Origin of the sequence: Brevibacillus brevis (assembly GCF_022026395.1) — a bacterium.
In the GTDB taxonomy this organism is placed as follows: domain Bacteria; phylum Bacillota; class Bacilli; order Brevibacillales; family Brevibacillaceae; genus Brevibacillus.
Window position 1 is genome coordinate 5993019 of the sequence record NZ_CP041767.1, and the last position, 25937, is coordinate 6018955.

Here is a 25937-nt window from a genome sequence, read left to right on the forward strand (position 1 = left end):
ACGCCAGCACGGATTACGATAAGTGCTGGCGTTCATTTCGTTAGAGAAGTTTCTTTTAGAACTGATTCGGGAACTGCTTAATGATGCCTGCTGTCAGTACATCCGCCAAAGAAATGATGTGATCCTCACCTTGATCAAACGCAGCAATATCCGCTTCCCAGTCTTTTCTCAATCTCGCCTGGAGATTATCAGTGAGCAGCTTCAGATGCACGTACATCATCTCTTTTAGTTCTTTCTCGTTCCAATTGGGGTTGGCACTACTCAAGAACTTGGCGATCTCATCCGCATTCCGGTGCCAGTCCTTATCCAGCTTTGCCACAGTAGCCTGATCGCCTTTTTTGGCTGCGTCAATGATTTTGCCGCCAATGGTAATATGAGCCGTCAGCAATTCGGTAAGCTTTTTACCTGCTTCTTCTCCGTAATACGGCTTGATTGCGTTCCCGATATCCACCTGGTTTTTCAAGAGTCGTGCCTGTACGGCGTCTTTGTCTTCCAGCCCTGCCAAGGCGCTTACCATATAGGTGTGATCCCACAGCAAATGATCAATCCAGAGCCTGCGCATATCGCCCTGTAGTTTTACTTCTTTCGGCTTTATACATTCTGCCTGCTTTACATTTCCTTGCGATTCCTTGGCTGCTGCCATACCCGGCACACCAAGCAATGCCACGCAAATCATCAACAATGTTACTTTCTTGAGCATTGGAGTCATCTATTCCTTCTCCTTTTTGATAAGTATTAAATCCCGCTGTTATTTTGAGCAAATTTGGCTTTTTCATGCGTCCAACATATCATCCCTGCAAATTGACACTTTTCGGAAGCATCCTTATAGTTGTCTTATCAACAGTTGCCCTGACTGCCTAACCGAGGAGGTTTCGCAATGAAATTGGATGAGTATATTGGCGTCATCGTGAAACGAACGGATTTAAAACTGAACAACTATTATCAAAAAGTATGCAATCCGTATAACATCACCATCGATCAGTGGATGATTTTTGTCGTGTTATGGGAAGAAGAAGGTCTGACCCAGAACGAATTGGCAGATCGTACCTACAAGGACAAAACAAATATCGCACGGATGCTCTTTCTCATGGAAGAAAGAGGATTCATTCATCGCGAAACAGATAAAAAGGATCGTCGCTCCCTACGTGTCTATCTGACGGAAAAAGGGCGACTTTTAAAAGACGAGGTCCTTCCTCCCTCCATTGAAGCGTACGAGAAAACCATTGCAGGATTGACCGAAGAAGAAGTGAACCAATTTCGAAGAACACTCAATATCATTTATGAGAACGTAAAAAACTTGTAAAAACAAAAACCATTGCAGGCTGTCATTTTTTGTATATAATTAGTTGTTGTAGCAACAGTATTTATAACAACTTTCAAGGCGAAATATATACAAAAAAGGAGTGAAAATGATGAGCACAGAAGGGATCTGGAGCACGCATTACCGGGCGTTGACGATTGGTATTATTCTTGTGGTGACTGCTACAGCATTTGAAGGCTTGGCTGTCACGACAATCGCCCCCGGTCTTTCCCGAGAGCTACAGGGTGAGGATCTTTATGGATGGGTATTCAGCGCTTATTTGTTGGCTCAGCTGATAGGAACCGTGGTCACAGGTCAATTCGTCGATAGAAAAGGGCCTGCCCAGCCTTTTATTGTCACTATCGTGCTCTTTGCCCTTGGCATTGTAGTTGCTGCAATTGCGCCTGATATGCTTACTTTACTGCTTGGGCGAGTGATGCAGGGATTCGGAGCCGGTGCCTTGGTCAATTGTGTGTATACCATGATTACTTTGCGCTACCCTGATTCTCTTCGCCCTCAGATTCTTGCTGTCTTCTCCAGCGCTTATATCCTTCCAGGACTGTTCGGACCTTATGTCGCCGGGATTATTGCTGAACAGTTGTCATGGAGATATGTCTTCTGGTTGATCCTTCCCTTTATCTTTCTGTCTGCACTCTTAACCACCCCCTCTTTCCTAGGCTTACAACCGCCTAAAGCAAGCGCTGCAAACAATCGTAGTCTTCTTCTGCCCTTTTTCTTGGCCATTGGGACTGGTGCCTTGCTTTTTGGACTCGGCAAAATTCCCTCGATCTTCGGTTTTTTGCTATCCATCGCGGGTTTGCTTGCCCTTAGTGTCCCGTTGTATAAGCTGATGCCTAAAGGAACCCTCGTCGCACGCCCAGGCTTACCTGCCGTCATGGCGTCTCGGGGTCTATTTGTCGCCGCCTATTACGGCACACAAACGTATCTCGTCCTTGGACTCACTTCGATTTTAGGATTAACCGCCGACAAAGCTGGTTTAGCTGTTGCCTCCGCAGCAATTAGTTGGTCGCTGGCAGCCAATGTACAGGCAAAGCTGGACAAAAGAGATCAGGGGGCTGGTCGCAAAAAGCGAATTATCATCGGTCTCGTCATTATGCTCATCGGAGTCGCTTGCACCGTACCGCTGACGTTGATTCAACAAGACCTTTTGGGTATCGTGACCGCGATTGTTAGCCAGATCATTATGGGCTTCGGAATCGGTTTGGCTCACCCGACAAGCGGTGCTATTGCGTTTTCTCTGGCAAAATCCGGTGAAGAAGGAAAAGTATCTGCTGAACTATCTATCGCTGATACATTTACGCCTGCGATTGTTATTGGGGTGGGAGGCGCCATCCTATCTGTGATGACTGCCTTTGCGTTTTCACTTTCTGTTGGAATTACGGTTTCCCTGCTCCTTCAGACGTTCATCGTCATACTGGGACTGGTATCTGCTGCCCGACTGGCGACACGATCCGTACCTGTTCAAGAAAAAAGGACACCTTGAAAAAAGGTATCCAATACTTTTTTAGCTATGCCTCCGATGCCTATTTTTCAGGAGGCATAGCTTTCTTTTTTTGTCTAGAAATATACTGCTCGCCGACTTCAATCATCTGCTCCAAGATGGGCGCTACGCTCTTACCAAAGTCTGTAAGTGAGTATTCCACTTTTGGTGGCACAGTCGGGTACACTTGTCGTACTACGATTTCGCTGTTCTCCAGTTCTCGCAGCTGCACAGTTAGCACATGTCGAGATACTTCCGGGATCAGCCGTTGTAATTCTCCAAATCTTCTCGTGTCTTTGAGCAATTCATAAATGATTCGAGGCTTCCATTTTCCACTGATCAGCTGGAGCCCCACCTCGACAGGACATCCAAACTCGCCATCTTGATACGGCATCTCAGCCTCCCAACAGTCAGCTTTTTATGACTTAGTCATTATAATGTGCGTACTTTTCGCTTACATCGTCTCGAGCTATGCTTAACACGCAACTCAACGATACCAAAAAGGAGAGTTCCCATGCCATTCTCTCATCGCAATCAACCTGTCAAAAACCCGGAAGATATGAACCCCGCCTTCGCAGAAGCATTCAACACTGGCGACATCAACAATCTTCTTGCTCTTTATGAACCGCAGGCTATCCTCATAACCCAAGACAACGAGCAGAGCCACGGAGTTGAATCCATCCGCGCAACACTGGAGCAATTACTCCAAGTGCAAGGTACGATGGTTTCCGAGAATGTATTTTGTATTCCGTTTGAAAATATCGCTTTATTGCGGGCTCACTTTATCATTCATACCACAGATGACGCAGGCAACGCCATGAAAATAGAAGGCCATACATCTGAAATCGTGCGGAAGCAGCCAGATGGCAGTTGGCTGTATGTCATAGATCATCCATTTGGCGCGAATCCGCCTGTCATTCATTCTCCTGCTTAGACACGCAGTCCTTGAAAAAAGGGTGCCCCTCCCGTAGTGATACCTACGTGGGGACACCCTGCTCTATTCTATCGTGTAACCCTTACCCAATAATCTTGGTCTTCTTCGCATTCTCCATCGACTTTTCAATGATTCCGCTCAACGGACGCTTCAGCGCGAGTGCCACAAACAGGCTGATACCGATAAAGCCAAATAGTACGAATATATCCCGAATCGCCGTTTCCCAGAGAATGCCACCCACCCCTTCACGCAACAGGCTGATCGCATACGTGAAAGGCATGTATGGGTTCAGCGCTTGGAAAAACGGCGCGGTCATGCTGATCGGGAACGTACCGCCCGAGCTGGAGAATTGGAATACCATGAAAATAATCGCTATGCCTTTGCCCACGTTGCCGAAGACGGACACCAGCGTGTACGTAATCGTGACGAACACCAGGCTGACCAGCATACCGAATAACACAAACGGAGCTTTATCCGCTACATAGGCCCCGAGGATGTAAATATCACCAAGTGTGACGAACAACGCTTGAAATAACCCGATTGTCACAAATGTCCCCAAGCGACCGAGGTACAACTGATACGGCTTGTATACGCCGCCTGGATTTTCCGCATTCGGCTTCAGCAGGGAAATCAACAAGGTCGCGCCTACCCAGAGAGACAGCACACCGTAAAACGGCGACATGGCCGAACCATAATTCGGAATCGGGTATAGGCGGTTTTCCTTGATCTGCACGGGACTTGAGAGGAATTCGCTCTCTTTTTTAATGTCGCCGCGCAATAGCTTGGCAAGATCGGCGAAGTTGTTGTTCGCCTCGACTTCTCTCAGCTTGTCAGCCGCATGCCCAATGGCACTCTCCAGCTTAGGCAGATCGTCTCTAACCAATGCAGCAACTCTATGGACTCCTGTCTCCACTTCCGGGAGCTTGTAGCGCACAAAATCAGCCAGCTTGGTCAAATCTGCCTCCGCTTTGGGCAAATCGTTCTGGACAAATGCCGCTGCCTCGTTGAGCTTTTTCCCGATGGCAGGAAGATTGCTCTTCAGGAATGGCGCTGCTACGCGAATCGCATTTGCAAAAGCATCCGACTTGCTTCTGAGCGTTTGTGCTAGCTCGTGGACGTGCGCCCGTATTTGCGGCATCTCCTGTTGGATTCGCTTCAATTCTGCCAATCCCAGCTCCAAGCCCGTCTTTGTCTCTTGGAGAATCGCTTCGATATCCGGAAGTTTTTCTTGAGCCTTATGCAGTAGATCAGCAGATTCTCCTGTGATCACCTTTAGCCTGTCAATGCCCTCGGATATTTTCGGGACGATTTCGCTATCGTAACGGGACAGGATGTCTCCCAATTCCGCGCTAGTGTTTTTCGAGAGCTGATTCAGGCTCTCTACCAAATCTTTCGCAGGCTGTTTGCCGTTTTCCAGCGCGCTTGCAATCATGCCGAGAATCTCGATTTGCCGGTTCATTCTGTTCTCAATCGTACGCAGCCGCTCTGCGAAATGACTCAGTGGCTGTCCTGGAATATAACTGTTTACTTTCTCTACAATCGATGCGGTATGCCCCAAAACATTCGCAGCCCTGGATAACCTGTCTTTCACGGCATTTACCTCACTGGCAGTAGGCAGGCGATCCGGATTGATTTGCAGCAGCCTGTCCGTAAGCTGTGTGAGGGCATCCGCGGCTTGCTGGGCTAAGATGAGATTTTGCTTGATCAGCGGTGCAATCGTTTCAAAGGCACCGTCATGCTTCGCAAAAAAGTCATTGAGCTGATCGGCAACAGACGCGCCCTTATCAGTCAGATCAGCGATACGCGGCAACGCATCTTGAGCAGCCGAAACGATCTCAATGGCCTGACTCGCTTTTTCTGTGGCTGTAGTCACTGCGTTTGCCACTTTATCAAAATTTCGATCCAGCTCTTCAATTCGTCCAACGGCTTGCTCAATCACCGGCAGCTTGTCTTCCATCCCGATAATGACAGACGCGGCCTCATTGATTTTCGGCCAGTTTTGCTGAATTTTGAGGACGGCCTGCCCTGCTTGATTGATCTCGGGGATTCTTTTTTCCACTTCCAGAATGATCTGCGCTTTCTCGTGAATCTCGGGAAGTTTCTTCTCAATCTCCAGTACTTTTTGCCCTGCGGCATGAATCTCAGGCAGGCTTTTTTCCAATTGGAAAACGCCACTCTCGATTTTGCGGATGGTCGGCAATTGCTCTTCAATTTTAATGCCGATCTCTGTAAGCTTCGTGAGCAAGGCTTCACTGACGCTTTCCGTAAAACTCTCGTTGATCTGCTTGGCAATCGCCGAAACACCTGATGAGGTGATTTTGGGTGCGACGGCGTTCACTTTTTCATTGACCGTATAGATCACTTCGGGCTTGGTCAGGTTGCCATGAACAATTCCCGTGATTCTTGTGGAAAAGTCAGCTGGGATCAGGATGCTGGCATAATAATCGCCCCGCTCCACGCCTCGTCTGGCCTCTTCTTTGTCCACGAAGGTCCATCCTAGTTTCTGGTTGTTATGCAAGCTCTTTATGAGCTCGTCTCCGATGTTGACCTTTTTATCGTCAACCATAGCTCCCTGATCCTCGCTCGTCACTGCCACCTTGACCCCTTGCGTATTGGCGTAAGGGTCCCATACTGATTTGATGTTGATCCAATCGTATAAACAAGGAATGAGAATGATGGCGATGATCAGAAAAATCCCGGTCGGGACCTTGAAAATGTTAATCCAGTCCGTTTTGTAAATCTTCCATATAGACCGCATGTATGTACCACCTAGTAGGAAAGAATGAGTGAAGCATGACACTTACATGACAGTTTACCATGAAAGGAAATGGTCGGGAATGAGTCTGCCACTAGTAGCATGAGCCGCTGTACGCTAAATTATGATGAAAAAAGCCCAACCATCACTGGTCAGACTCTTCCTAGTAAATCGGTCTTTCTATTTTCTCACTTTCAATGTGTACTCGCTTGTATGACCATCGTTTTCGGCGACAATCGTCACTTCAGTTTTGTCCGGTGTATCTTCATGGACGGTTACCAAGCCATCCTCGCTGATCTCAGCATATTCGGCTTCCACGACAGTGTAAGTGGTTCCTGTGCTTTCTTTGGTCATGTCTCGTTTGCTGCGGTCCGTCATGGTAGCCGATACGCTCATTTGAACCGTACTACCAGGCTTTACTGTACTCTTTTTGGCGGACAGGCTGATACTCTTGACCTCTGCAATCGTGAACGTCACTTTGGTCGATTTTTCTCCGTTGCTCACCTTGATGGTAACTTTTTTGCCAGTTCGCGCATCCTCGGAAACCTCGATCAAGCCGTTTTCATCAACCGTGACGCCACTGTTGTCAGATTCATAGACGGTACCGCTCTCTCCATCAGTCAAATCCTGCTCGGTGCGGTTCGAAAACCATCCGGTTACCTCGAGCTGGAGACTCTCACCCGGCAACAGGGATGCCCGGCTTGGTGTCACGTTCACTCTTTGCAGACCCGTATTTGCTACCATATAGATACCCGGCTTCTCGATTTCGAAGCTTGCCCGGTCACCCGTTTTGATCACATCTACTGTTTTGCCTTTGGAGGTCTTGAGGACGTTCCATACTCGCTTCGATTCATCATAGTACTGAGGCGTCAAATATTTTTCCTTGTGCTCGTACGGCAGAATCATGCGGACAGTCTCGCTGTCAAAGCGCTTTAATTCCTTGTTGTCTGCTTCCAGACGAACCTCGTACATATCGCTGGCATTGCCTGATTTCGAAGGCTTTTTGATGTTTTCCGGCTTCGAGAGCTCGACGCGGATATCCGCACCGTCATTCTCTTTAAGAAGCTCTGTGGACAGCCACACACCTGCGTCTTCCTTGTTCACTAGGGCCACATTGATTTGCTTTTGTCCCAAAGCATCTACCAGATCACCACTTAGTGTCATGGAGGATTTTTCTTCTTCCTCCGATTTTTTCGCTGCACGAACTTCATGGCGAGCGCGATCCATGCGAATCTCGATTGTCTTCTCCAAGCCAAACAGCGATGCTTGCTTGTCCAATGCTGTCTCGATGTCCTCTACCGCTTGGGCAAAACGTTCGATCTGAGCGACTATCTCCTCTGTGTTTTCGGTATCGTCTGCTTCAATTGTGCTGACCTGTGCCAAAAGTTCAGTGATGGGTTCTTTCAGCTTTTTCACCCATTTTTCAGAGAGATCGTCTTTATCCAGCTTGGCAAGCGTCGTCTCTGCTACATGAGCCATGACTTTGACTGCTTGCTCCCATTGTTCTTGATCGTTTTTCTCGATCTCATCTACAACTGGCAAGAAAGCGTCCTTCAACAGCGAGTAGGTCTGTTCTAACACTTGATCCTCATCGACGATATCCTCTTTCCACTTGGAAACCATCGCTGCCAAAACGGTATCTGTTGAATCGGAAACCAATGCAAGATGCGTAGAATCACTGAGCTGGTCGTCCTTGATCAGCTTGGACAATTGCTTGATCGCATTCTCTGCTTGCTCCTCTACTACATCCTCATCTGTCGCGTTCTTCATCACCTCTGCAGCAGCACGATTCGCTTGGCGCAACTGCTCATCTGGCGTGAGTACAGGCGGATCTACCGGTGGTGTGACTGGTGGTACTTCGGTAAACGCATCCTTCAATGCTGTTTGGGCAAAGTCCGCTGACTCTGTGTCCTTTTGCTTGGAAAAAGCGAGAATTTTCGTCGCGCCATTCGGGATCGCCGTACCATTCGGGATCGCATAGATGACCTTTTCGCCTGTCTTGGCTACAGATGCGATTGCAGATTGCCCGGACAGCTTGCCTTCTTCGTTCCCCCAGTAAAGTACATACTCGTCAATGTTCGCTTCATTTGCCGCCGGAGTGATCGTGACGTCCCCGCCAATCACACCTTTATTCTTGTCCGCATCGGTAAAGGATACTGCCTGTGGTCCTTGCGCCTGCGTCTCATCGACAATCGTAAAGGTAACTCGACCGAGTTCAATATTGTCGTTATCTGAGCGATATTCAGCTTCCCCGACATAAATCGCATCGTATTTGCCCGGAGCGAGCTTCAAATCCTTGAATGAGACCGTTCCATTCGGTTGCTTCACGCCGCTCGTCTTTTGCTGCGCGATTGCTTTTATATTTTTGCCCAACTTCGTGCCTGTAGGGAAAATTCCAATCCAGTCTTCTCTTACCGAGTTCGTGTAACCCACCTCAATCGCTTCTGACGACAGGTACTTCTCTTTCGCCATCTGAACCGTAGGATTACTCAGGGTCAAATCTGGATCGGAAGAAGGGTCTACCACTGGAATTTTCTCGAATAGATCGATTTCATATTGGGCGTTGGCGATCCATGTGTCGTTTTTAAAATCTCTGCCTTTTACCCGGACTTTATCTCCGTAAACTTCCACGAAAAAGCCTTGGCTTCCGTCCTTGCCTGTATTGGCGTCTGTCCACAAATAAGAGGTAGCGCCCGCATTAAACATCGTGGCGTATTTGGCGTTGTACATCGTATCCTTCGCACCCAACTCCCAGTGTGTATGTCCACTGAACAGGAAAGCGCCAGGATGCTTCGCCAGGATCGTTTTCAATTCCGTATCTTGTCTGACACCGTACCAGTAATTGCTTTTGAGATAGCCATCATTGGCACCGGCTACCGTGTTCTTCAACGGCTGGTGATGGAAAATGAACGTGGGCTTGCCTTGGGAATCAGCCAGCTTCTCGTCGAGCCATTTCAACTGCGTTTCCGACAGGTAGGAGAAGTCCTTCAGCCCTTTTTCTGTCCCAAGGAAAATGAATTGGTAGCCGTTAATCCACACATTGTAGTAGCTAGACTTCATGTTGGTGTACTTGTGGAACAGCTCCGAAAATTGTGTCCAGTCCCCCCAGCGAACATCGTGGTTCCCTTGGACAAAATACGTTTCTGGGAGTTGGTCCTTGTACATGTTAAAAATCCGGGCCAGCTCCATATATTGCGCTTCGGTTCCGTTCTCGGTATTGTCCCCGATGGTCATGAGTCCGTCACTGTCCGGATTCAGCGCAATCATATCTTTGAAGGCATCTTCGAGGTTTTTATTATGAACGTGATCCTTGCTGGTTTGCACATGCATGTCTGTGATGACTTCAAAACTGACCAATGGCTTCTCTTTCACCATTCCAGGGATTGTAATCTCAGCGCTCGCAGTCGTTTCACCCGCAGTTGAATCCGAGTAAGCAAGGAGCTTCGTCGCGCCCTTCGGAATGACCGTGTTCGCTGGGATTGTATAGGTCGCATACGTTTCACCTGGTGTAGTTGGAGGCTCCACTTGTGCGATGATTGGCTCTCCTGGCAGCTTTCCTACATCATTTCCCCAGTAAAGATTGTAGTGAGTCACATTCGCAGGATCGGCAGGAATTTTGATTTTCACATCGCCCGCGATCTGGTCTGTATCGTCATCTGTATCGACAAAAGTAATGCCCGCAGGAGGATTCAAGGTAATGATCGAAAAAGGAGCACGCTGAAAAATGTTGTAGCCATCATTTTGCATATACAACGCTTCGTACTTACCTGCTGGCAATGACTTCGTAAAGTTCATCGTACCGTTTGGCTGACCGGCTGCACTCGTGTATTGCCAAGTAAGAGAGGGGTTGCTGCCCTGTGGAATGGCACCTGCATTATACAGTCCAATCCAATCCTTTAGAGAAGCTCCTGTATACGACAAGGAAATCGGTTGACCATACAAATAGGTTTGCTTGTCCATCGTGACGGTTTGCTCTCCTGCTGCCTGAACGCCCTGGATCATAAAAGGTTGAGTCATTCCCATAAAGGCAACCGTAACACCCAGTACCATCGACATCGTTTTGTTTATCACTTTCATAATAAACGCGCACCTCATTTCGATCAGATTGATAGAGTCCGACTGATGATTTTTACACGACCTTGCTGCTGACTTTCAGACCATTGACACCAATCACAATGAGTGACTTCCCTCATTCATGCCGTGATGCCTCTACCTTCAGCTGCGCGTAGGAGGAAATCACCGCTTCTGCTTCCTCCAGGATTTGTATCCGGTCAGAAGAGTCTTCCTTGCTTACAATGCCAATGGTCACAAAGACCCCTGCACTTTTCCCCATGCGTATGTCGCCGCTCGTATCACCGATGACAGCGACTTCTCTCGGCTTCAAGCCCAGTTGAGTACAGGCTTTTACCACCATGTCCGGATAAGGCTTGCCACGCTCTACCTGATCATTCCCGATAATGACCGGAAAATAAGAGCGAATGCCCATCCATTCCATGTGCTTGATCGCTTCCTCTGTTTCATCTGCGGTTACAATCCCCATAAACATTCCGTGGCTGCGACATTGTTCGAGAAACGGGATCAGCCCCGGAATCGGATAGGCAGGACGAATCTGGTCCATATCCTGATAGGCTCGTTCCTTGCACTTTCGGGCAAGTTGTATTGATTCTCCCCACGATAGTCCCTGGCGATATCCCTGCCATGCCAGGATCGCAAGCAAATCACCTGTCGAGCCCATCGCTAACGGACCATTGATGCTGTAGTCGCATACGTGCCCATCTTCGTCGTTTACAGTCCCCCACAGTTCTGCAAGAGGGGCGATCTCGGTCGGCCGTGGAAGCTGGTTGGCAAAATGACGATAGACGGATTCACTCCAGTACCCCCAGAGCCTCACAAACTCCAGCAAAGTACCATCCTTATCGAACAAAATCGCTTTGACCGTATATCTCTTGTTGTTAACAAGCAAGTCGGGCATCTTATCCACCTGCATTCCATTTATCATCGGATATGGCTTTACTCTTTCGTCCTGACGAGAAGCGCATCCGTTCTTTTCTGAATCTTGCCTGAAACCCACATGATCGCGGTACGTACCAACAGATTCGCCACGATGATTAACGTAGACATCGCAGCAGCTTGCGCGATATCGCCCGAGTCCTCCTTGTTCACTATCGCAACCGCAGCCGGTTTCAGGTCCGGTGCATACAAGAAAATAATGGCCGAGACCGTCACCATGCTGTTGATGAAATAGTAGAGGAACACTTCAAAAATCGTCGGCAATGACAGCGGAACTGTGACCCGCAGCAATGTCCGATACCAAGGCACATTCATTGATTCCGATGCAGCCTCGAACTCACTATCCAGCTTCTTGAGACCGGACGTCATCGTCAGGAAGGAAACCGAGTAGAAGTGAACGATGTTGCACAAAATGACGATCCAAATCGTGCCGTAAATGCCGTGCAGCGGTTGATTCGGATTGTTGAAAAAGAATACGTAGATCAAACCGAGCACGAGTCCTGGCAGCGCGAGCGGCAGCATAGACAGAAAATACGCTGACTGACGCAGCAAACGATGCCCGCGTGACTTCTCGATGAGATACGCGAACAAAAAAGTAGCGACTGTGCCGATCAAAGCCGTAGCCGAGGCAATAAGCAAGCTCGTCACAAACGGTCCTTCTCCATCCAAAAAGTCTTCATAGTGCGCAAAGGAAATGGATAGATTGTACGGCCACACTTTTACAAGAGAGCCGTAAACAGCAACCAGGATGATTCCGATGATCACAGCGGAAACGGCGGAGCAAAGCGTGTAGAACAACCCATCCCGCAGTTTGTTGCGCTCAATTCGGTAAGGGGTAGACTTCGCACTCAACCAGCCGCTCTGTTTGCGCTGGGAGATGCGATCGATCACAAATGAAATGACGGCTGGTATCAGCAGCAGCACCCCAACGGCCGCACCCAGTTGCATGTTCTGTTGCCCGATCACCTGCTTGTACAAATCTGTCGCTAGCACGTTGTACTGCCCTCCGACCACTTTGGGAGCCCCGAAGTCGGTAAAGGTCAAAACGAAGCAGACAAAAATGGCACTGATCAGCGCAAACCTCGTACCCGGTACCGTGACCGTCCAAAATCTGCGCCACTTGGACGCTCCAAGCGTCTCTGCTGCTTCATACATCCGGTAATCTGCACTTGCGAGTGCCACTGACAGCATCAGAAACGCCTGTGGAAACGTATAGAGCACTTCCGCCATTACAATCCCGATAGGCCCGTAGAGCTCAATGCGGAATTCCGGCAAGAGCCCAAAAAATCCGGTAGAAATCAGCCCTTGATTGCCAAACAGGTAGGTCAGCGCCAAGCCGTGCAGCATAGAGGGCGCGAATAGCGGCAAGAGCCCAACAGATCGATAAAACCATTTGCCGCGGATCGCACTTCTCTCCAGTGCGTAAGCAAATCCGAAGCCTAACGTAACGGAGATGATCGTCGTGACCGTCGACACCTTGATGGAATTCCACAATGACATCACGAGGGCCGGCGTCGAGAAGTAATTCGCAAAGTGCATGAACCCGATGAAGTTTCCGTTTTGATCGGTAACTGCCTTGATCACCAGCTCACCAAGCGGCAACAGGATGGCGAACAACAGCGCAATGGTCATACAGATGATAATTGCGTTTTGGCTCCATTGGTTGGCGTCCGGTCGTATTCGTTTTAACCAGGTGTCCATATTCTGTGCGCTCCTTAGCCAACAGCCAGGTCTGCCGTATCATCAAAACGGATGACATGCTCTGGCGGCAGGGTGAAGGCAATTTTTTGATCAGGCCAAACATGATGAGACACCATTGCATGTGCCGGGACATCAATCGTGACAAACTGTTGCAACAAAGTACCTTGTGGGCCGATCAACTCTGCCACAATGCGGTAATGCGTACCGCGATATTCCAGCTCGCGCACGATTCCTTGTCTGCCTTTTTCATGACCGTCACGCAGCAGCTGAACATGCTCCGGACGGATGGCGAGCATAGCCTGATCCGAGTGCTTATCCGACTGGATAAAACTAATGACTCCGATAAAATCAGCGACAAATGGTGTTTTGGGACGCTCGTACACTTCTTTTGGCGTACCGACCTGAATGATGCGCGACTGGTTCATAACCACGATGCGATCCGCCATCGTCAACGCTTCCTCCTGATCGTGCGTCACCATGATCGTCGTCATCCCGAATTGATGATGGAGTCGACGAATTTCGTTTCGAAGTTTGGCACGAACCTTGGCGTCCAGCGCAGATAATGGCTCGTCCAAGAGCAAGCAGTCCGGCGAAAAGGCCAAGGCCCTCGCCAGTGCTACCCGCTGCTGCTGCCCTCCTGATAATTGAGCCGGGACTTTGTTGCGGTGTTCTCCCAGCTCCACCAGATGAAGCATTTCCTCTACCCGATCAGCAATTTGTGCCTTGGAGAAGCGATTACGCAATCCGTAAGCAATGTTTTCACTGACCGTCAAATTCGGAAACAAAGCGTATGATTGAAACATCATGCCAAAATTCCGTTTCCCTGCTGGCAACGAGGTAATGTCTTTCCCGGCAATGACGACGCTCCCTTGATCCGTTTTTTCCAGTCCTGCAAGGATGCGCAACAACGTTGTTTTACCGCAGCCGCTCGGTCCGAGCAGACAGATGAATTCATTCTTGGCAATGTCCAGTTGAATGTCCTGAAGCGCCGTGTGCTTTCCAAATCGCTTAGCGAGATTGCGTAATGACAAATAGCCTTGCTCCATCACAAATGCCCCTTTATTCTTTACTTTTTCGGTTCAGCCTTGGAGCCGTACTTCTGCTCCCACTCTCTCAAAATGCCTTCGCGGTCTCTTGCTGCTTGGTACAAGTCCAGCTTGGTCAGCTGCGATACAGGATCTTGTTTGTAGCCTTCCGGAATTTGACTTCCTTCTTGCTTGATGCTCAAAATCGCGTAGTTTTTGTTGTATTCCTTCATCGGCTCATCACTGATCGCCCAGTCGAGGAACAATTTTGCTTCCGGCTTGATGTCTTTTTTATTTACGAGCGCGCTTGCTTCCATATCCCAGCCCGAGCCTTCTTTCGGGAACACGACTTCGACTGGCGCTCCTTTTTTCTGTTGGTTAATGCCGCTGTATCCATAAGAGATACCGATTGGCGCTTCACCAGAGGACGCCATCTTCGCCGGCTTGGAGCCAGAGTGCGTGTATACCATCATGTTTTCATGCAGCTTGTCCATGTATGCCCAAGCCTTGTCCTTGCCGTACAACTGATGCAGGGCGTTGACGGTCAAGTAGCCCGTTCCAGAAGAAGCAGGGTGAGGCATGACGATCAAGCCTTTGTATTCTGGTTTGACCAAATCTTCGTACGACTGTGGGATCGCCAGATTGCGTTTTTCCATCTCTGCTTTGTTGACAATAATGGCTGTCTCCCAAATATCCATGCCTACCCATTTTGGCGGGTTGGCCTTGTCTTTGAATTCAGGCAGTACACGATCTACGCCTTTGGGAGCATATGGCGCAAGCATTTGCCTATCATCCATCACCAAGAGACTCGTGGCAGCCAGTCCCCAGATCACATCAGCCTGCGGGTTGTCCTTCTCGGCAATCAGCTTGGCTGTCATAATGCCAGTGGAGTCACGAACGATGTTTACTTTGATATCCGGATACTGCTCTTTAAAAGAAGTCAGGTACGTCTTGATCTGTTCATCTTCAATTGCCGTGTACACATTGATTTCTCCAGATGCGTTAGACACAGCAGCCTCCGAACCGGTTTGCCCACTGCTCGATGCTGTTCCCTCTGTCTTCGGTGCTCCGCAGCCTGCCAACAAACTCGTAACGACCAACGTTGTTGCCATCACATTCCACTTGATTTTCACGATGATTCTCCTCTTCTGAAAGAAAGTATCGGATAAAAACATCCTGCGTTCAAAAATTATTGTACATTCGCATTGTGTTCCGCCCATGAAACCACTGTTAATTGAGCATTAAGATTACGTAAATACTCCTAACAATAGCTTTATCACTGTGTAGGAAAACTTTTTGCTATAATAGAAGCAACATACAAAAAGAATTGAACGAAAATGATGATGACGGTGGCACGAGAGGGAAGTGAATATTGCATGTCTTTGAACGAGGAAAATGTACTTGAAGAAAAACGCCTTCATATTCGTAAACAAATGATCGAAGCCATTGCAGAAACAATGGACTTGTATGGGGCTACTCATTCTTCGGGTCAGCTGTACGGTGTCATGTTCTTCGAGAATCGTCCGATGACGCTCGACGAGATGAAAACACAGATGAACATGAGCAAAAGCAATATGAGTTATGCGGTGAGATCCTTAATGGAATCCCGTATGGTCAAAAAGCTCGAGGAAAAGCAGGAACGAAAAGAGCTGTATGCGGCGGAGACCAATTTCTTCACAGCGTTCCAAAACTTTTTCACATATAAGCTGCAACGAGAAGTCGATGTGATGACCGGTGCCATCGATCAGGCACTACCTGAATTAACCGAGCTGATCCTTCAGGAAAGTATCTCTGATGAGGAACGAAAGCTCGCTCTCCAAGATTTGCATAAGCTCAGACATGCAAAAAAGTATTACGAGTGGTTGCAAAATTTTGTGTATGCCTTGGAACAAGGTGCTTTTTTCGAAGAGGAGCCCGAATAAAAAAATGCCATCTTTCTCTCCAAAAGCTAGAGGAAAAGATGGCTTTTCTTTTTACTTTCTCTTCTCTTGACGCACCAAATACAAGAAGTACGGAACACCGATGACCGCAGTCACGATACCCGCGGGAATCTCGATCGGAGGATTCAGTCCCCTCCCCAATGCATCTGCAATGACGAGAATCAACGCGCCCAAAACCGCCGCACCCGGCAATAGATAACGATGCTGATGACCGAACAGCTTTCTCGCCATATGTGGCGCAATTAATCCCACAAAGCCAATCGAGCCAATTGCCGCTACACATGCGCCTGCCAAGGCAACCGCGAGCAGCAAGAGCATATAGCGTGTTCGCACGACATTCAATCCGAGCCCCGTAGAGCTTCCTTCATCCAGACTGATAATGTCCAGCTTACGATGCAGGGCAAAGCTAATAGGAATGAATACGAGCAGCCACGGCAGCAAAGCGTAAATTTCATCCCAGCCTTTCCCCCACAAGCTCCCTGCCAGCCAGACAAGAGAATCATTGGCTTGCATCGGATACTTCACCATAATGAATTCCGTCAACGCTTGGCAGATTGCCCCTACTCCCATGCCGACCAAGGCAAACGTAGTTGGCTGTGCACCGCTTTTCCGAGCGAAATAGATGAGGGCAATTGCTACCGCTAATGCTCCCAAAAACGCGACAATCGGGAGAAGAAGTGGTGAAGCGGTCGGAAACAAAATGATGACCACAACCGCGAACAAGCCCGCCCCTTTGGTTACCCCTACGACATCCGGAGATGCCAACGGATTGCGGATCATTCCTTGCAAAATCACACCAGCGATCGCGAAGCCCGCTCCGGCAAGAATCGCGAGCAGCGCCCGCGGCAATCGATAGTTTTCAATCATAAATGTAAGCGACGAAGGTTCGCCCATGATCACTCGGATCATTTGATCAGGGCCGATAAAAATCGGGCCGATCCCCATGCTAAGCAACGCTGCCACTATGACCAGGGCCCCGAGGCCAACCAGGAGCAGGGTGTTTTTTCGCGAACTCATATCATTTCCCTCCCCTTTTTTCTCGCCAAGTAAAGGAAGAACGGGGTTCCCAGGAGAGCCGTTACAATTCCTACAGGAGACTCAAACGGATAGGAAATCAATCGAGCCAGTACATCGGAGATTGTCACCAGGACAGCACCACCAAGCGCAGACACAGGGATAACGACCCGATAGTCCGAACCCACGAGCCTCCTTGCGATATGCGGAACCATCAGTCCGACGAAACCAACAGCTCCGGCGACAGCAACAGAGGCGCCTGCCAAAATAACGACCACAACATAAGACAGCAGTCGGACGCGGGCGATTTTTTGTCCCAACCCCATCGCGACTTCCTCCCCCAGTCGAAACACTGACAATGAGCCGGACAGCCAGATCGCCAGCAGGAGTCCCGCTATCGACCATGGCAAAATCAATTGCACATCCGTCCAAGCCACTCCGCTAATAGAGCCAGACAACCAGTACAATACATTCGAGATATGTTCGTTAAAAATGATAATTCCCTTCGTAATGGAGGTGAGCAGCAGGTGGATGGCCATTCCTACCAAAGCAATCTTGAGATTGGTCATCCCGCTGGAAGCTGCGAATCCAAAGACAACAAGTCCCCCGACTATCGCTCCAGCAAAGGCAAAATAGATGAGATTGGCTTTCCCGATATCCGGTAAAAACACAATCGCGAGTACAACCACCAAACAAGCCCCCGCATTCACGCCAAATACTTGCGGGGATGCCAGTGGATTGCGGGTAACGGCCTGCATCACGGCTCCTGCCACAGCCAAATTCGCCCCAATGATAGCTCCCAGCACAGCTCTCGGAACGCGGATGGTCTGGAAAATCAAGAGCTCTTTGGAGTATTCACCCGATAACCAATGCGTCACTAATGATCGAATTTGCAGCGAAGCTACTCCGGTAAACAAGCTCAGCAACAAACCAATGAACAAGAGGATTGCCAAGCCGATCGCAATGAGGACGAAAGTACTTTTTCGTTGTCGTGTCGTTGTTTTCTGCAATACAAGCCACCTCGATCAACTACGACGTGCAGGAACACGGAAAAGACCAGATCAGCGATCGGTCTCTTCCAGGATTTGCATCGTATGTTATTTTTCTTTGCTATATAAGAGATTCACTGCCTCTTCTACAATGCGTTCCGCAGATTTCAGCCCACGATAGCGCGTCCAGAGGTCACGATTTACTTTGTGTACTTCCTGATTTTTGACTGCGGTGATATTGTTCCAGAGCGGATTTTGCTTCCATTCGTTCAACAGCGCGTCGTCGGCTTCCGCCAGGAAAATCACATCTGGGTCCCACTGCACCATTTGCTCCAGGCTGATTTTTACTGTTGGTTCTGGCGCATCTTGAATGGCATTTTTGATTCCAATCATTTCGAGCAACTCGCCATCAAACGATTTCGCTCCATGTGCAGACAGCGAATCCGCGCGGAATACTCCCAGCATGACTTTGCGGGAATCTTCAGCCGGTACTTTCTTTTTAAACTCTGCGATGATCTCCTTGTGCTTGATCAGGCGCTGTTCTGCTTCTTTTTGCTTGTTCAGTGCTTCCCCAATCGTGGCAAACGAGCTCAGGTTTTCCTGATACGTCGAGTTGCGGCTTTTCAAAATGATCGTCGGTGCGATTTTTTGCAAATCCTTGTAAATGTCCTTGTGGCGATTCAAATCACCGATAATCAAATCTGGCTGCAACGAGCTGATGACTTCCAGACTCGGCTGCTGGCGTGTCCCCACAGGGGTATACTCGATTTTTTTACCGATCAATCCTTCTACGTCCTTATCCTTTTCCTGCGCGATTCCTACAGGCGTCACTCCCAGCTCCCATAACCCGTCTACAAAGGAGTACTCCAACGCGACGACTCTTTTCGGGTCTCCGGTAATTTCTGTTTCGCCCAGTTCGTGTTTCACGATGCGCTTTTGTGCGGTTTGCGCACTATCTTGACCTGCTGCTGGCTGTTTTTGCTCTGCGCTGCCACACCCGGTCAGTAATACTGTACCTGCCAGTGCAAGCGTCCAAAACATATAGCCGAGACGCTTCATTCCGTTTGTTTGCTTCATTTTTTGTCCCTCACCCGATGTAATTGATAATGATTATTATTACCGATAAAGTGCGTTTTTTATTGTAACAATCCGCTGCCGCAAATGAAACATTATGTTTATTAAACCTTTTACCGCAATAAAAGTGATTAACGTCATTTTGTTCATGCTCTGCCATTACGAAAAAAAGCCGTTACGCCTGAACCATCGACGTAAACGGCTTTTCGCCACGATGCTATTTGTTGTTTAGCGTATGACTTACTTCCGTCTTCAAGCTCAGCTTCTCTAATGCTTCCTTGGCAGGCGCATGATTCTCCGCCATAGCCAGCGCCATCCGATAAGCAGCCATAGCCTCTTCCACTTGACCCAATCCTTCGTAGCAAAGCCCTTTGTAATACCAGGCGTGAAAACTTCCCGATCCCTTCAAGGTCAGATGCCGAATGTTGCTCTCACCTAGCTCCAGGCAGTGATCGAACGTCATCAATGCTCGTTTGTAGTCCTTTTTCAAATATTGAATGATCCCTTTGTACAAATGTAAATCAACGTAGTCAGGATAAATCTCGATTGCCTTTTCAATTCCTGGCCACGCCCCCTCAGCACTGCCCATCGAGATCAATGTAGAGTATTTGAGCTTATAAAGGAGCGAAGGAGGCATCATATGATTTTCGAGAAACCCGATAATAGACAGATTCACGAACTTGAACGTTTTCTCATGCTCCTGGATACGTGAGAATTCACTGGCAAGATGATACTCAATCCATGGAGAGTGGTCTTCTTTTTCCAATTCCTTCATGAGTAGTTGAATATTGCGCTCGAATTTGTTCTTTCTGCCAGTACATTCATTCAGGTAGCCGTAATGGTATATCCGTACAGGCAAGATTGGAATGTGGAAATCCTCGGTCAGATTGGGAAGAACCTCTTCTACGTTGAGCGTTTCGTGGATCGGAAAATGGAAGCGAAAACCGATGCCATTGCGAAACAAACGTGAGTGAGCGATATGAAAAGCATCGTCTTCATTTATTTCATCTCCAATGTAATTGATTAGATGGATATAAAAAAGAGAACCTTCTTGACCGCGAAGCAGCTCCTTCAAGTTCTTGCTGTCTTCCTGATTCATTTCCTCATCGGCATCCATCCACAAGATCCAGTCGCCTGTTGCTTTTTCCAGTCCAAAGTTTCGCGCTTCTGCGAAGTTATCCTGCCACTCATACAAGTGCACGACCGCTCCGAATGACTTGCCTATCTCTACCGTTTTGTCGGTACTCCCCGTGTCTACGATAATCATTTCATCCACAAGATCTTTCACGCTTTCCAAGCACTTGTGAAGGCACTTTTCTTCGTTTTTTACAATCATACATAAGGAAATTTTGGGCGCCTCAGACATGATGCTCATCTCCTTTTACACACATCACTGAGATCGTAGTCTATCCCCCCTTTACTCTATGAGTGGACTGCTTTTTTCAGAACGGTGCCATTTCCTTGGCTTTCGAACCTTTTCCTGGAGCAGCGCATAGGTAGTTGTAGGCAGATATCACAAAGAAAGCAGGGATCGTATCCATGCATGACTCATGTCCTTTGTGCAACAGTACTCAGGTGGCGCTTTTCCACCAGTACTCTACCTTCTCACTCCTAACGTGCAAAGATTGTGATCTCGTTTTTCAACCTCACCTCGACCAAGTCAACGTGACACAGCTGGTTGCAGACATTTATGACGCGAGTTGGGTCTCCATGCGGGATCAATACGCCAAGAATACATTTACGGAACACGCGATCTTCCATACATTGCTGCTCGATATGTGGTTTGCGGAAAAAGGGAAGCTGCTCGAAATTGGTCCAGGAACAGGAGAGTTGTTATTCCTTGCTCGTGAGGCTGGGTGGGAGGTTGTTGGGGTAGAACCGTCACAACAATCATGCGCATACGCCCAAGACAGGTATGGGTTACAACTGGTTCATTCGTTGTGGAACTCCGCCGTGCTCGCCCCCGAACACATTGGTACATTTGATGCCATCGTTTTTTGTCACGTCTTTGAGCATATTTCGCATCCGAAGCAATACCTTGAAGAATTGAAAGGGTTTCTTAAACCAGGAGGAAAAATCATTTTTAGCGTGCCGAACAAAAACTCGTTCACCAATAAATTGTTTGGAGTGTATTCCCCGCTGTATACCGAGAACGACCACCTCTTTCATTACTCCCGTGACAATCTAATCTCACTCCTTCATCAGGGTGGCTGGGAGGTTCTCTCCATCTTTTCTCGAGAAGAAACGAACCGATTGGAAAACCATCTGCGCAAGACCACGCAAACAACTTTGCCGATTCAGGACATCATGAAGCTAGCCGTGAATCTTCAGTCGAACTTCCAGGGCCATGAAATCTTCTGCATTGCAACACGACAAGCGCAGGAGGTGCAGCACATAGATGACCAGAGCCAAACTAACTCTTTCCATGATTGTGAAAAATGAAGGCAATCGCTATTTGAGACGAGCACTGGAAGCACATAAAGACTTTATTGACGCAGCCGTCATCATCGACGATGGCAGTATGGATCATACCGTGGATCTCTGTAGAGAGGTTCTCAAGGGCATTCCTCTTCATCTGGTTCAAAACGCTACCTCTCAGTTTTCCAACGAGGTCGCCTTGCGCAAACAACAATGGCAAGAAACGATTCAGACTGATCCGGGATGGATCTTGAATCTGGACGCCGATGAACTCATGGATAGCTCCTTCCCCTCGAAAGTCTCCGAGATTTTGGAACAGCAGACATACGAGGTGATCTACTTTCGTTTGTACGATATGTGGAGTGACACGCATTATCGCGAAGATGAGTATTGGAAAGCCCATCATTACTATCGTCCTTTTATGGTCAAGTACCGCCCTGACTTCCCATATTTATGGAGGGAAACCCCTCAGCATTGCGGCAGATTCCCTCTCTCGATCCACCAGTTCCCTTACCTGTGCCATCCGTCACGCGTGAAACATTTTGGCTGGGCCCGACTCGAAGACAGACAAAGCAAATACAACCGTTATCAACTCCTCGACCCCGACGCCAGATATGGCTGGAAGGAACAGTATGAATCCATCTTGGATCAACATCCCAATCTGCTGGAATGGGTGGAATGAAGATGATGATTCGCGAGATCGAAAAGGCTTTGCAGCAGTCCAATTGTAATCAATGGCGATACAACTCTCTCTCGTTGAGCAAACAGGCCCTCGTACATGTATGCCGTCATATCAACAAAGAACGTGAGGAGTGTCAGGTGCTTCAGTTGGGTGGAGGTGACTCCGCTCTGTTTTGGAAATCACTTGGCGATCTTGAACTGCTCCGGGTCCAAGCAACCATTGTGGAACATCATCCGATTCGTGCAAAGGAAATCAAGGAGAGTCTAGGGGATGTACCGCATGTCGATTTGGTGACCAGCTCTTTGAAGCAACTATCCGAAGAGGAATGGAACAAGGTCTTCGACAATCCAGCAGAGAGTAAGAGCTTGTGGCCTGCCATCGGACAGAATGTTCCCGAGAATCAATTTGATCATTTTTCTATACAAAATACCTTTTACGCCGATTTGGACCAACTACTGCTTTCGCTATCCGGCCATTCGGTAGATGTCATGGTTGTGGACGGTCCGCATGGCAACGGTCGCTCTCTTGCCTACCCACTATTTGTTGACACACTCAAACCCGATGCACTTATTCTCGTAGATGATTTTGATCACTATCCCTTTCTGGCATATCTCGGAAAAATCTATCACTACGAAGAGCTTTTTCGAGAGATAGCCGGAAATCGTCGCTGGGTCTTGGTAAGGCTCCAGGGAACCAAAAATTAAGTCCATGAGGTGATGAGTATGTCTCAAGCAACCATTCCAAATATTACACTGTTAGCATTATCCCGAGCACCTCTACCTCGTTATCCAATCAATACGATTAAGTTGTCATATTAAGATCGCGGATACATAACATGTACTGCGAGGAAGTTTCCATTTCTTCACTATCAATCACGCGATCCTATGACGATCCTATCGTTTTTGTTGCAAGAAACTTGGCCGAAGGCGTTCTGTGCAAATAAAGGGAAGCAGATCGCCTTCTTCATTGGGCCAGTCTTATTTTGTAGGTATACAAAGCCATACAAACAAAGGATGTGGATAACGATGTCAATGCCCACGGTCCCCAATATAACACCGGAAATCATATTGAAACGAAACGAAGTATTAAATCTGCTTCTCACCTCCATTGCGCTGGAGGAAATCGGACTTTCTCACATTATTAATACAGAGGGGGAAAAGATTCAAAGGATCGTGAAGGAGCAATCGCTCTCGCTCAATGATGCGCTTGCCTTAAACAACAGCGTAGAACGAATGCTGCGCAATGTCATCAAGACCGAGATGCTCCTACAATTCAGGCTGGAGGATATTATCAAGCTGGAGCAGATGCATAATCATGAGCATCATCACGATGACTTGCCTGACGCCCCTAACATCCCCGACCTTTCTTGCTTCAAAGAATAACCCTTACTACTTACACTGCTTTTCATGGGATCCTAATTTTACTGAAGAGGGATGATGATGACCTTACAAGATAAAGTTCCTTCATATGATGTGCCTACGCGCGAAGAAGCTCTGAGTCATTTGCTGCAATCGATTGCCCTAGAGGAAGAAGCCTTGTCCAGATTGCTAAACGCCGAAGCTGACAAAGCCCTTGCTTTCGTTGGCAAAAATCTGGACTTCCCTAACAACCCCTCCAATGATGAAATCATCACCTTTAATCGTACAGTCATTTCGATTCTGGATTCGGTGCTGATGGCTGAGTGGCTTTTGTTAAAAAAGTTGGATGCAGCCATTCACATGTACCCTGTGGCGCTTAAATCAAATTTTGAGATGGAAGCATCCAATTTCGGGGATGAATTGGATGACGACTTCACCATCGACTATTAACGATTGATCATTTCAGGAATTCGAGGTCAATTGCCATGAAGAACAAAGGTATCGATGACCAAACCGTTCTAAAGCTGACCTATTCCATCGTCCAGTTGGTCAAAGGATTGGAATCTCGCTTTCATCATGCCAAAGATTATGAGCTCATGCTGTTTGGCTACCAAATATCGACGATGATCAATCTGCTCGTCAGACTGCATACCCACATACATAATAAGCAGATTGCTCACAGCTTCCTTTTTGAATCGCATCCCACTAGTGAAATGCACACTCCTGTCCTTGCTGCGATAGCTCAGTTATCGGAATTGGTAAAGACATGGAGGTTTCCACATAAGCAAACCACCACCTTGATAGAAAATCATTTCCGGCAATTACAAGCTTTCTACTCGATAGAAATAGAACCAGAAGAGGATTCCCCCTGCGACGAACCGATGCAATTGGAGCTGGAAGGAGATATTCCAGATCACGAACCTGTACAGCTAGATCCAGGTGAGCAACCGAAAACCACTGACGTCCCACCTATGCCTGCCCCAACCCCTCCATTGCTCGCAAACAACGCACGCATCGATACAGCCAACAACCGGAAATCAGTACGTCCAAAACCCCCATTATTAGCACAGGCTGCCTCCGTCCCTACTCCCGATAAAAACAAACGCAAATCCAAGCGTCCCAAGCCTGTAACAAACATGGTAAAAGTGCGTGGCCAGAAAAAAATGCTCGCAAAGCAAGAGTCTGCACCTAAAAAACCTCCCTTTGTACCCAACTCCGTAAAGGTACGTATCGGCAATGTCACCAAGGTCATCCACATATGAACCTGAATTTAATGAAGGAGTAAGGGATATGGATCGTTTGGAATTGATCGAAGTGGCCGGCAACAGTTATGTGGTCTCCGGTAAATACGGGATCGGAGTATATTTGGATAGATCCAGCAAAACTGCTGTTTTCATGGATAGCGGACCGAATGCCACGGTCATCGAGAAAGTATGCACGAGAATCAGCGAACGAGGGTATCAAATCCTTGCCGTTGTTCATACACATGGTCACGCTGTTAACCACGGTGGCAATCCCTATTTGAAAAAAAGGTTCCCCAACCTCCGCATCTATGCGACACATCTGGCATCCTATCTCATTGAAAATCCACATCTCGAGCCTTTGGCTTTCGACGCAGGTGGAGATTCTGATACGAAGCCTGATGAAAACAATGAGAATACTCGTGCACTCGTAACGGATTATCTGCCATCCACCGATGGTATCTTTCACGTCCATACCATTCCATTTAAAATCGTCTCCTTGCCTGGGCATTCGCCGGGAATGGTCGGCATTATTACCCCTGATCATGTCCTGTACTGCGGCGATGCCTTGTTTGGCGCCAAAACATTGAACAAGCAGGAGCTCCTTTTTTTTAACGATCTGAGGGCTGCCAGAAGAAGCTTCAAGAAGCTCTCGATGATGAAATTGAACGCTTATGTGCTGTACCATGGCGGACCCTATAAGACAGTCACGGGGTTAATTAACAAGCATCTCACCCTACTAAAAGACACCTCTGCTTTTCTTGAAGCATGGATTCATGAGCAGCCAAGCACTCTTGAACAAGTAGTCCAAAAAGTCATGCAAAAGTATGGGTTTGAAGATGACTTGCACCGCTACGGTTTGACTACCTCGATTATCCGCTCTTATTTAAAAGAACTACAGCAAGAGAAGCGAATTGTCGCAAAAGTGGACAATGGTTTACTGCTATTCAGCAAACCTGCGGCAACCACTTGAACAAAGGCTATGTATGGGGGTG

General features: G+C 48.0%; 23 protein-coding genes. 11 read left to right on the forward strand and 12 right to left on the reverse strand.

What is annotated here, in order from left to right; all coding sequences use genetic code 11:
* Positions 1–55 precede the first annotated feature (55 nt).
* A complete protein-coding gene (locus FO446_RS28130; RefSeq protein WP_173611754.1) occupies positions 56–709 on the reverse strand; it encodes a glycosyltransferase in 654 nt (217 codons plus the stop codon).
* 168 nt (positions 710–877) lie between these two features.
* Between FO446_RS28130 and FO446_RS28135 the strand changes: the two genes are divergently transcribed.
* The gene (locus FO446_RS28135; RefSeq protein ID WP_048035355.1) at positions 878–1303 is read left to right on the forward strand and encodes a MarR family winged helix-turn-helix transcriptional regulator; all 426 of its coding nucleotides are present in this window, start codon (positions 878–880) and stop codon (positions 1301–1303) included.
* Positions 1304–1412: 109 nt separating this feature from the next.
* Positions 1413–2804: an MFS transporter gene (locus FO446_RS28140; RefSeq protein ID WP_237901099.1), complete on the forward strand. Its 1392-nt coding sequence runs from the start codon at positions 1413–1415 to the stop codon at positions 2802–2804.
* Positions 2805–2844: 40 nt separating this feature from the next.
* Here the strand turns inward: FO446_RS28140 and FO446_RS28145 are convergent, their stop codons facing one another.
* Complete coding sequence (locus FO446_RS28145) at positions 2845–3195, reverse strand: winged helix-turn-helix transcriptional regulator (protein WP_173611753.1); 351 nt, start codon at positions 3193–3195, stop codon at positions 2845–2847.
* Between the two features lie 120 nt (positions 3196–3315).
* On the opposite strand from FO446_RS28145, the gene FO446_RS28150 reads away from it, so the two are divergent.
* Positions 3316–3735 carry a YybH family protein gene (locus FO446_RS28150; RefSeq protein ID WP_173611752.1) on the forward strand — a complete coding sequence of 140 codons (420 nt, stop codon included), beginning with the start codon at positions 3316–3318 and terminating at the stop codon, positions 3733–3735.
* 82 nt (positions 3736–3817) lie between these two features.
* On the opposite strand, the gene FO446_RS28155 is transcribed toward FO446_RS28150, so the two are convergent.
* From FO446_RS28155 to FO446_RS28180, 6 genes are all read right to left on the reverse strand, one after another.
* Positions 3818–6493: a YhgE/Pip domain-containing protein gene (locus tag FO446_RS28155; protein ID WP_173611751.1), complete on the reverse strand. Its 2676-nt coding sequence runs from the start codon at positions 6491–6493 to the stop codon at positions 3818–3820.
* Between the two features lie 177 nt (positions 6494–6670).
* Positions 6671–10567 carry a metallophosphoesterase gene (locus FO446_RS28160; protein WP_237899653.1) on the reverse strand — a complete coding sequence of 1299 codons (3897 nt, stop codon included), beginning with the start codon at positions 10565–10567 and terminating at the stop codon, positions 6671–6673.
* A gap of 112 nt (positions 10568–10679) precedes the next feature.
* Positions 10680–11462, reverse strand: coding sequence for an HAD family hydrolase (locus FO446_RS28165; RefSeq protein WP_173611749.1), 783 nt, complete (start codon positions 11460–11462; stop codon positions 10680–10682).
* A gap of 38 nt (positions 11463–11500) precedes the next feature.
* Positions 11501–13201 (reverse strand): putative 2-aminoethylphosphonate ABC transporter permease subunit, encoded by a 1701-nt coding sequence (locus FO446_RS28170; RefSeq protein ID WP_237899654.1) that lies wholly within the window; start codon positions 13199–13201, stop codon positions 11501–11503.
* A gap of 14 nt (positions 13202–13215) precedes the next feature.
* Positions 13216–14247: an ABC transporter ATP-binding protein gene (locus tag FO446_RS28175; RefSeq protein ID WP_173611747.1), complete on the reverse strand. Its 1032-nt coding sequence runs from the start codon at positions 14245–14247 to the stop codon at positions 13216–13218.
* Positions 14248–14267: 20 nt separating this feature from the next.
* Positions 14268–15359 (reverse strand): putative 2-aminoethylphosphonate ABC transporter substrate-binding protein, encoded by a 1092-nt coding sequence (locus tag FO446_RS28180; RefSeq protein WP_221868710.1) that lies wholly within the window; start codon positions 15357–15359, stop codon positions 14268–14270.
* A gap of 243 nt (positions 15360–15602) precedes the next feature.
* Between FO446_RS28180 and FO446_RS28185 the strand changes: the two genes are divergently transcribed.
* Positions 15603–16148: a GbsR/MarR family transcriptional regulator gene (locus FO446_RS28185; protein WP_173611745.1), complete on the forward strand. Its 546-nt coding sequence runs from the start codon at positions 15603–15605 to the stop codon at positions 16146–16148.
* A 51-nt stretch (positions 16149–16199) separates the two neighbouring features.
* On the opposite strand, the gene FO446_RS28190 is transcribed toward FO446_RS28185, so the two are convergent.
* The 4 genes from FO446_RS28190 to FO446_RS28205 form a co-directional block, all read right to left on the reverse strand.
* On the reverse strand, positions 16200–17183 hold the full coding sequence (locus FO446_RS28190; protein WP_237899655.1) for a FecCD family ABC transporter permease: 984 nt from the start codon (positions 17181–17183) through the stop codon (positions 16200–16202).
* A complete protein-coding gene (locus FO446_RS28195; RefSeq protein ID WP_237899656.1) occupies positions 17180–18190 on the reverse strand; it encodes a FecCD family ABC transporter permease in 1011 nt (336 codons plus the stop codon). The genes FO446_RS28190 and FO446_RS28195 overlap by 4 nt, the downstream gene beginning before the upstream one ends.
* Before the next feature lie 87 nt (positions 18191–18277).
* Entirely contained in the window at positions 18278–19246 is a 969-nt protein-coding gene (locus FO446_RS28200; RefSeq protein WP_173611742.1) for an ABC transporter substrate-binding protein, read from the reverse strand.
* A gap of 214 nt (positions 19247–19460) precedes the next feature.
* Positions 19461–20609: a glycosyltransferase family 2 protein gene (locus tag FO446_RS28205; protein WP_237899657.1), complete on the reverse strand. Its 1149-nt coding sequence runs from the start codon at positions 20607–20609 to the stop codon at positions 19461–19463.
* Between the two features lie 173 nt (positions 20610–20782).
* Here FO446_RS28205 and FO446_RS28210 point away from each other — a divergent pair, with 173 nt between their 5' ends.
* The 7 genes from FO446_RS28210 to FO446_RS28240 all read left to right on the forward strand — a co-directional run bounded on the left by FO446_RS28210 (position 20783) and on the right by FO446_RS28240 (position 25915).
* The gene (locus FO446_RS28210; protein WP_173611740.1) at positions 20783–21685 is read left to right on the forward strand and encodes a class I SAM-dependent methyltransferase; all 903 of its coding nucleotides are present in this window, start codon (positions 20783–20785) and stop codon (positions 21683–21685) included.
* The gene (locus FO446_RS28215; protein ID WP_173611739.1) at positions 21642–22343 is read left to right on the forward strand and encodes a glycosyltransferase; all 702 of its coding nucleotides are present in this window, start codon (positions 21642–21644) and stop codon (positions 22341–22343) included. Before FO446_RS28210 ends, FO446_RS28215 begins: the two co-directional genes overlap by 44 nt.
* A gap of 2 nt (positions 22344–22345) precedes the next feature.
* The gene (locus FO446_RS28220; RefSeq protein WP_232773675.1) at positions 22346–23047 is read left to right on the forward strand and encodes a hypothetical protein; all 702 of its coding nucleotides are present in this window, start codon (positions 22346–22348) and stop codon (positions 23045–23047) included.
* Between the two features lie 321 nt (positions 23048–23368).
* Positions 23369–23725, forward strand: coding sequence for an alpha-helical endospore appendage domain-containing protein (locus tag FO446_RS28225; protein WP_173611737.1), 357 nt, complete (start codon positions 23369–23371; stop codon positions 23723–23725).
* Positions 23726–23782: 57 nt separating this feature from the next.
* Positions 23783–24151 (forward strand): alpha-helical endospore appendage domain-containing protein, encoded by a 369-nt coding sequence (locus FO446_RS28230; protein ID WP_232773676.1) that lies wholly within the window; start codon positions 23783–23785, stop codon positions 24149–24151.
* A gap of 35 nt (positions 24152–24186) precedes the next feature.
* Positions 24187–24963, forward strand: a complete 777-nt coding sequence (locus FO446_RS28235) for a hypothetical protein (protein ID WP_232773677.1) — start codon at positions 24187–24189, stop codon at positions 24961–24963.
* A 28-nt stretch (positions 24964–24991) separates the two neighbouring features.
* Positions 24992–25915: an MBL fold metallo-hydrolase gene (locus FO446_RS28240; protein WP_232773678.1), complete on the forward strand. Its 924-nt coding sequence runs from the start codon at positions 24992–24994 to the stop codon at positions 25913–25915.
* Positions 25916–25937: the final 22 nt, after the last annotated feature.

Bases quoted from the DNA above. Each gene is read 5' to 3' on its own strand.
- FO446_RS28175 (WP_173611747.1), bottom strand. From the start codon at position 14,247: ATGGAGCAAGGCTATTTGTCATTACGCAATCTCGCTAAGCGATTTGGA.
- FO446_RS28140 (WP_237901099.1), top strand. From the start codon at position 1,413: ATGAGCACAGAAGGGATCTGGAGCACGCATTACCGGGCGTTGACGATT.
- FO446_RS28225 (WP_173611737.1), top strand. From the start codon at position 23,369: ATGTCAATGCCCACGGTCCCCAATATAACACCGGAAATCATATTGAAA.
- FO446_RS28135 (WP_048035355.1), top strand. From the start codon at position 878: ATGAAATTGGATGAGTATATTGGCGTCATCGTGAAACGAACGGATTTA.
- FO446_RS28130 (WP_173611754.1), bottom strand. From the start codon at position 709: ATGACTCCAATGCTCAAGAAAGTAACATTGTTGATGATTTGCGTGGCA.
- FO446_RS28170 (WP_237899654.1), bottom strand. From the start codon at position 13,201: ATGGACACCTGGTTAAAACGAATACGACCGGACGCCAACCAATGGAGC.
- FO446_RS28145 (WP_173611753.1), bottom strand. From the start codon at position 3,195: ATGCCGTATCAAGATGGCGAGTTTGGATGTCCTGTCGAGGTGGGGCTC.
- FO446_RS28200 (WP_173611742.1), bottom strand. From the start codon at position 19,246: ATGAAGCAAACAAACGGAATGAAGCGTCTCGGCTATATGTTTTGGACG.
- FO446_RS28160 (WP_237899653.1), bottom strand. From the start codon at position 10,567: ATGAAAGTGATAAACAAAACGATGTCGATGGTACTGGGTGTTACGGTT.
- FO446_RS28230 (WP_232773676.1), top strand. From the start codon at position 23,783: ATGACCTTACAAGATAAAGTTCCTTCATATGATGTGCCTACGCGCGAA.
- FO446_RS28150 (WP_173611752.1), top strand. From the start codon at position 3,316: ATGCCATTCTCTCATCGCAATCAACCTGTCAAAAACCCGGAAGATATG.
- FO446_RS28190 (WP_237899655.1), bottom strand. From the start codon at position 17,183: ATGAGTTCGCGAAAAAACACCCTGCTCCTGGTTGGCCTCGGGGCCCTG.
- FO446_RS28165 (WP_173611749.1), bottom strand. From the start codon at position 11,462: ATGCCCGACTTGCTTGTTAACAACAAGAGATATACGGTCAAAGCGATT.
- FO446_RS28205 (WP_237899657.1), bottom strand. From the start codon at position 20,609: ATGTCTGAGGCGCCCAAAATTTCCTTATGTATGATTGTAAAAAACGAA.
- FO446_RS28215 (WP_173611739.1), top strand. From the start codon at position 21,642: ATGACCAGAGCCAAACTAACTCTTTCCATGATTGTGAAAAATGAAGGC.
- FO446_RS28235 (WP_232773677.1), top strand. From the start codon at position 24,187: ATGAAGAACAAAGGTATCGATGACCAAACCGTTCTAAAGCTGACCTAT.
- FO446_RS28240 (WP_232773678.1), top strand. From the start codon at position 24,992: ATGGATCGTTTGGAATTGATCGAAGTGGCCGGCAACAGTTATGTGGTC.
- FO446_RS28210 (WP_173611740.1), top strand. From the start codon at position 20,783: ATGCATGACTCATGTCCTTTGTGCAACAGTACTCAGGTGGCGCTTTTC.
- FO446_RS28155 (WP_173611751.1), bottom strand. From the start codon at position 6,493: ATGCGGTCTATATGGAAGATTTACAAAACGGACTGGATTAACATTTTC.
- FO446_RS28185 (WP_173611745.1), top strand. From the start codon at position 15,603: ATGTCTTTGAACGAGGAAAATGTACTTGAAGAAAAACGCCTTCATATT.
- FO446_RS28220 (WP_232773675.1), top strand. From the start codon at position 22,346: ATGATGATTCGCGAGATCGAAAAGGCTTTGCAGCAGTCCAATTGTAAT.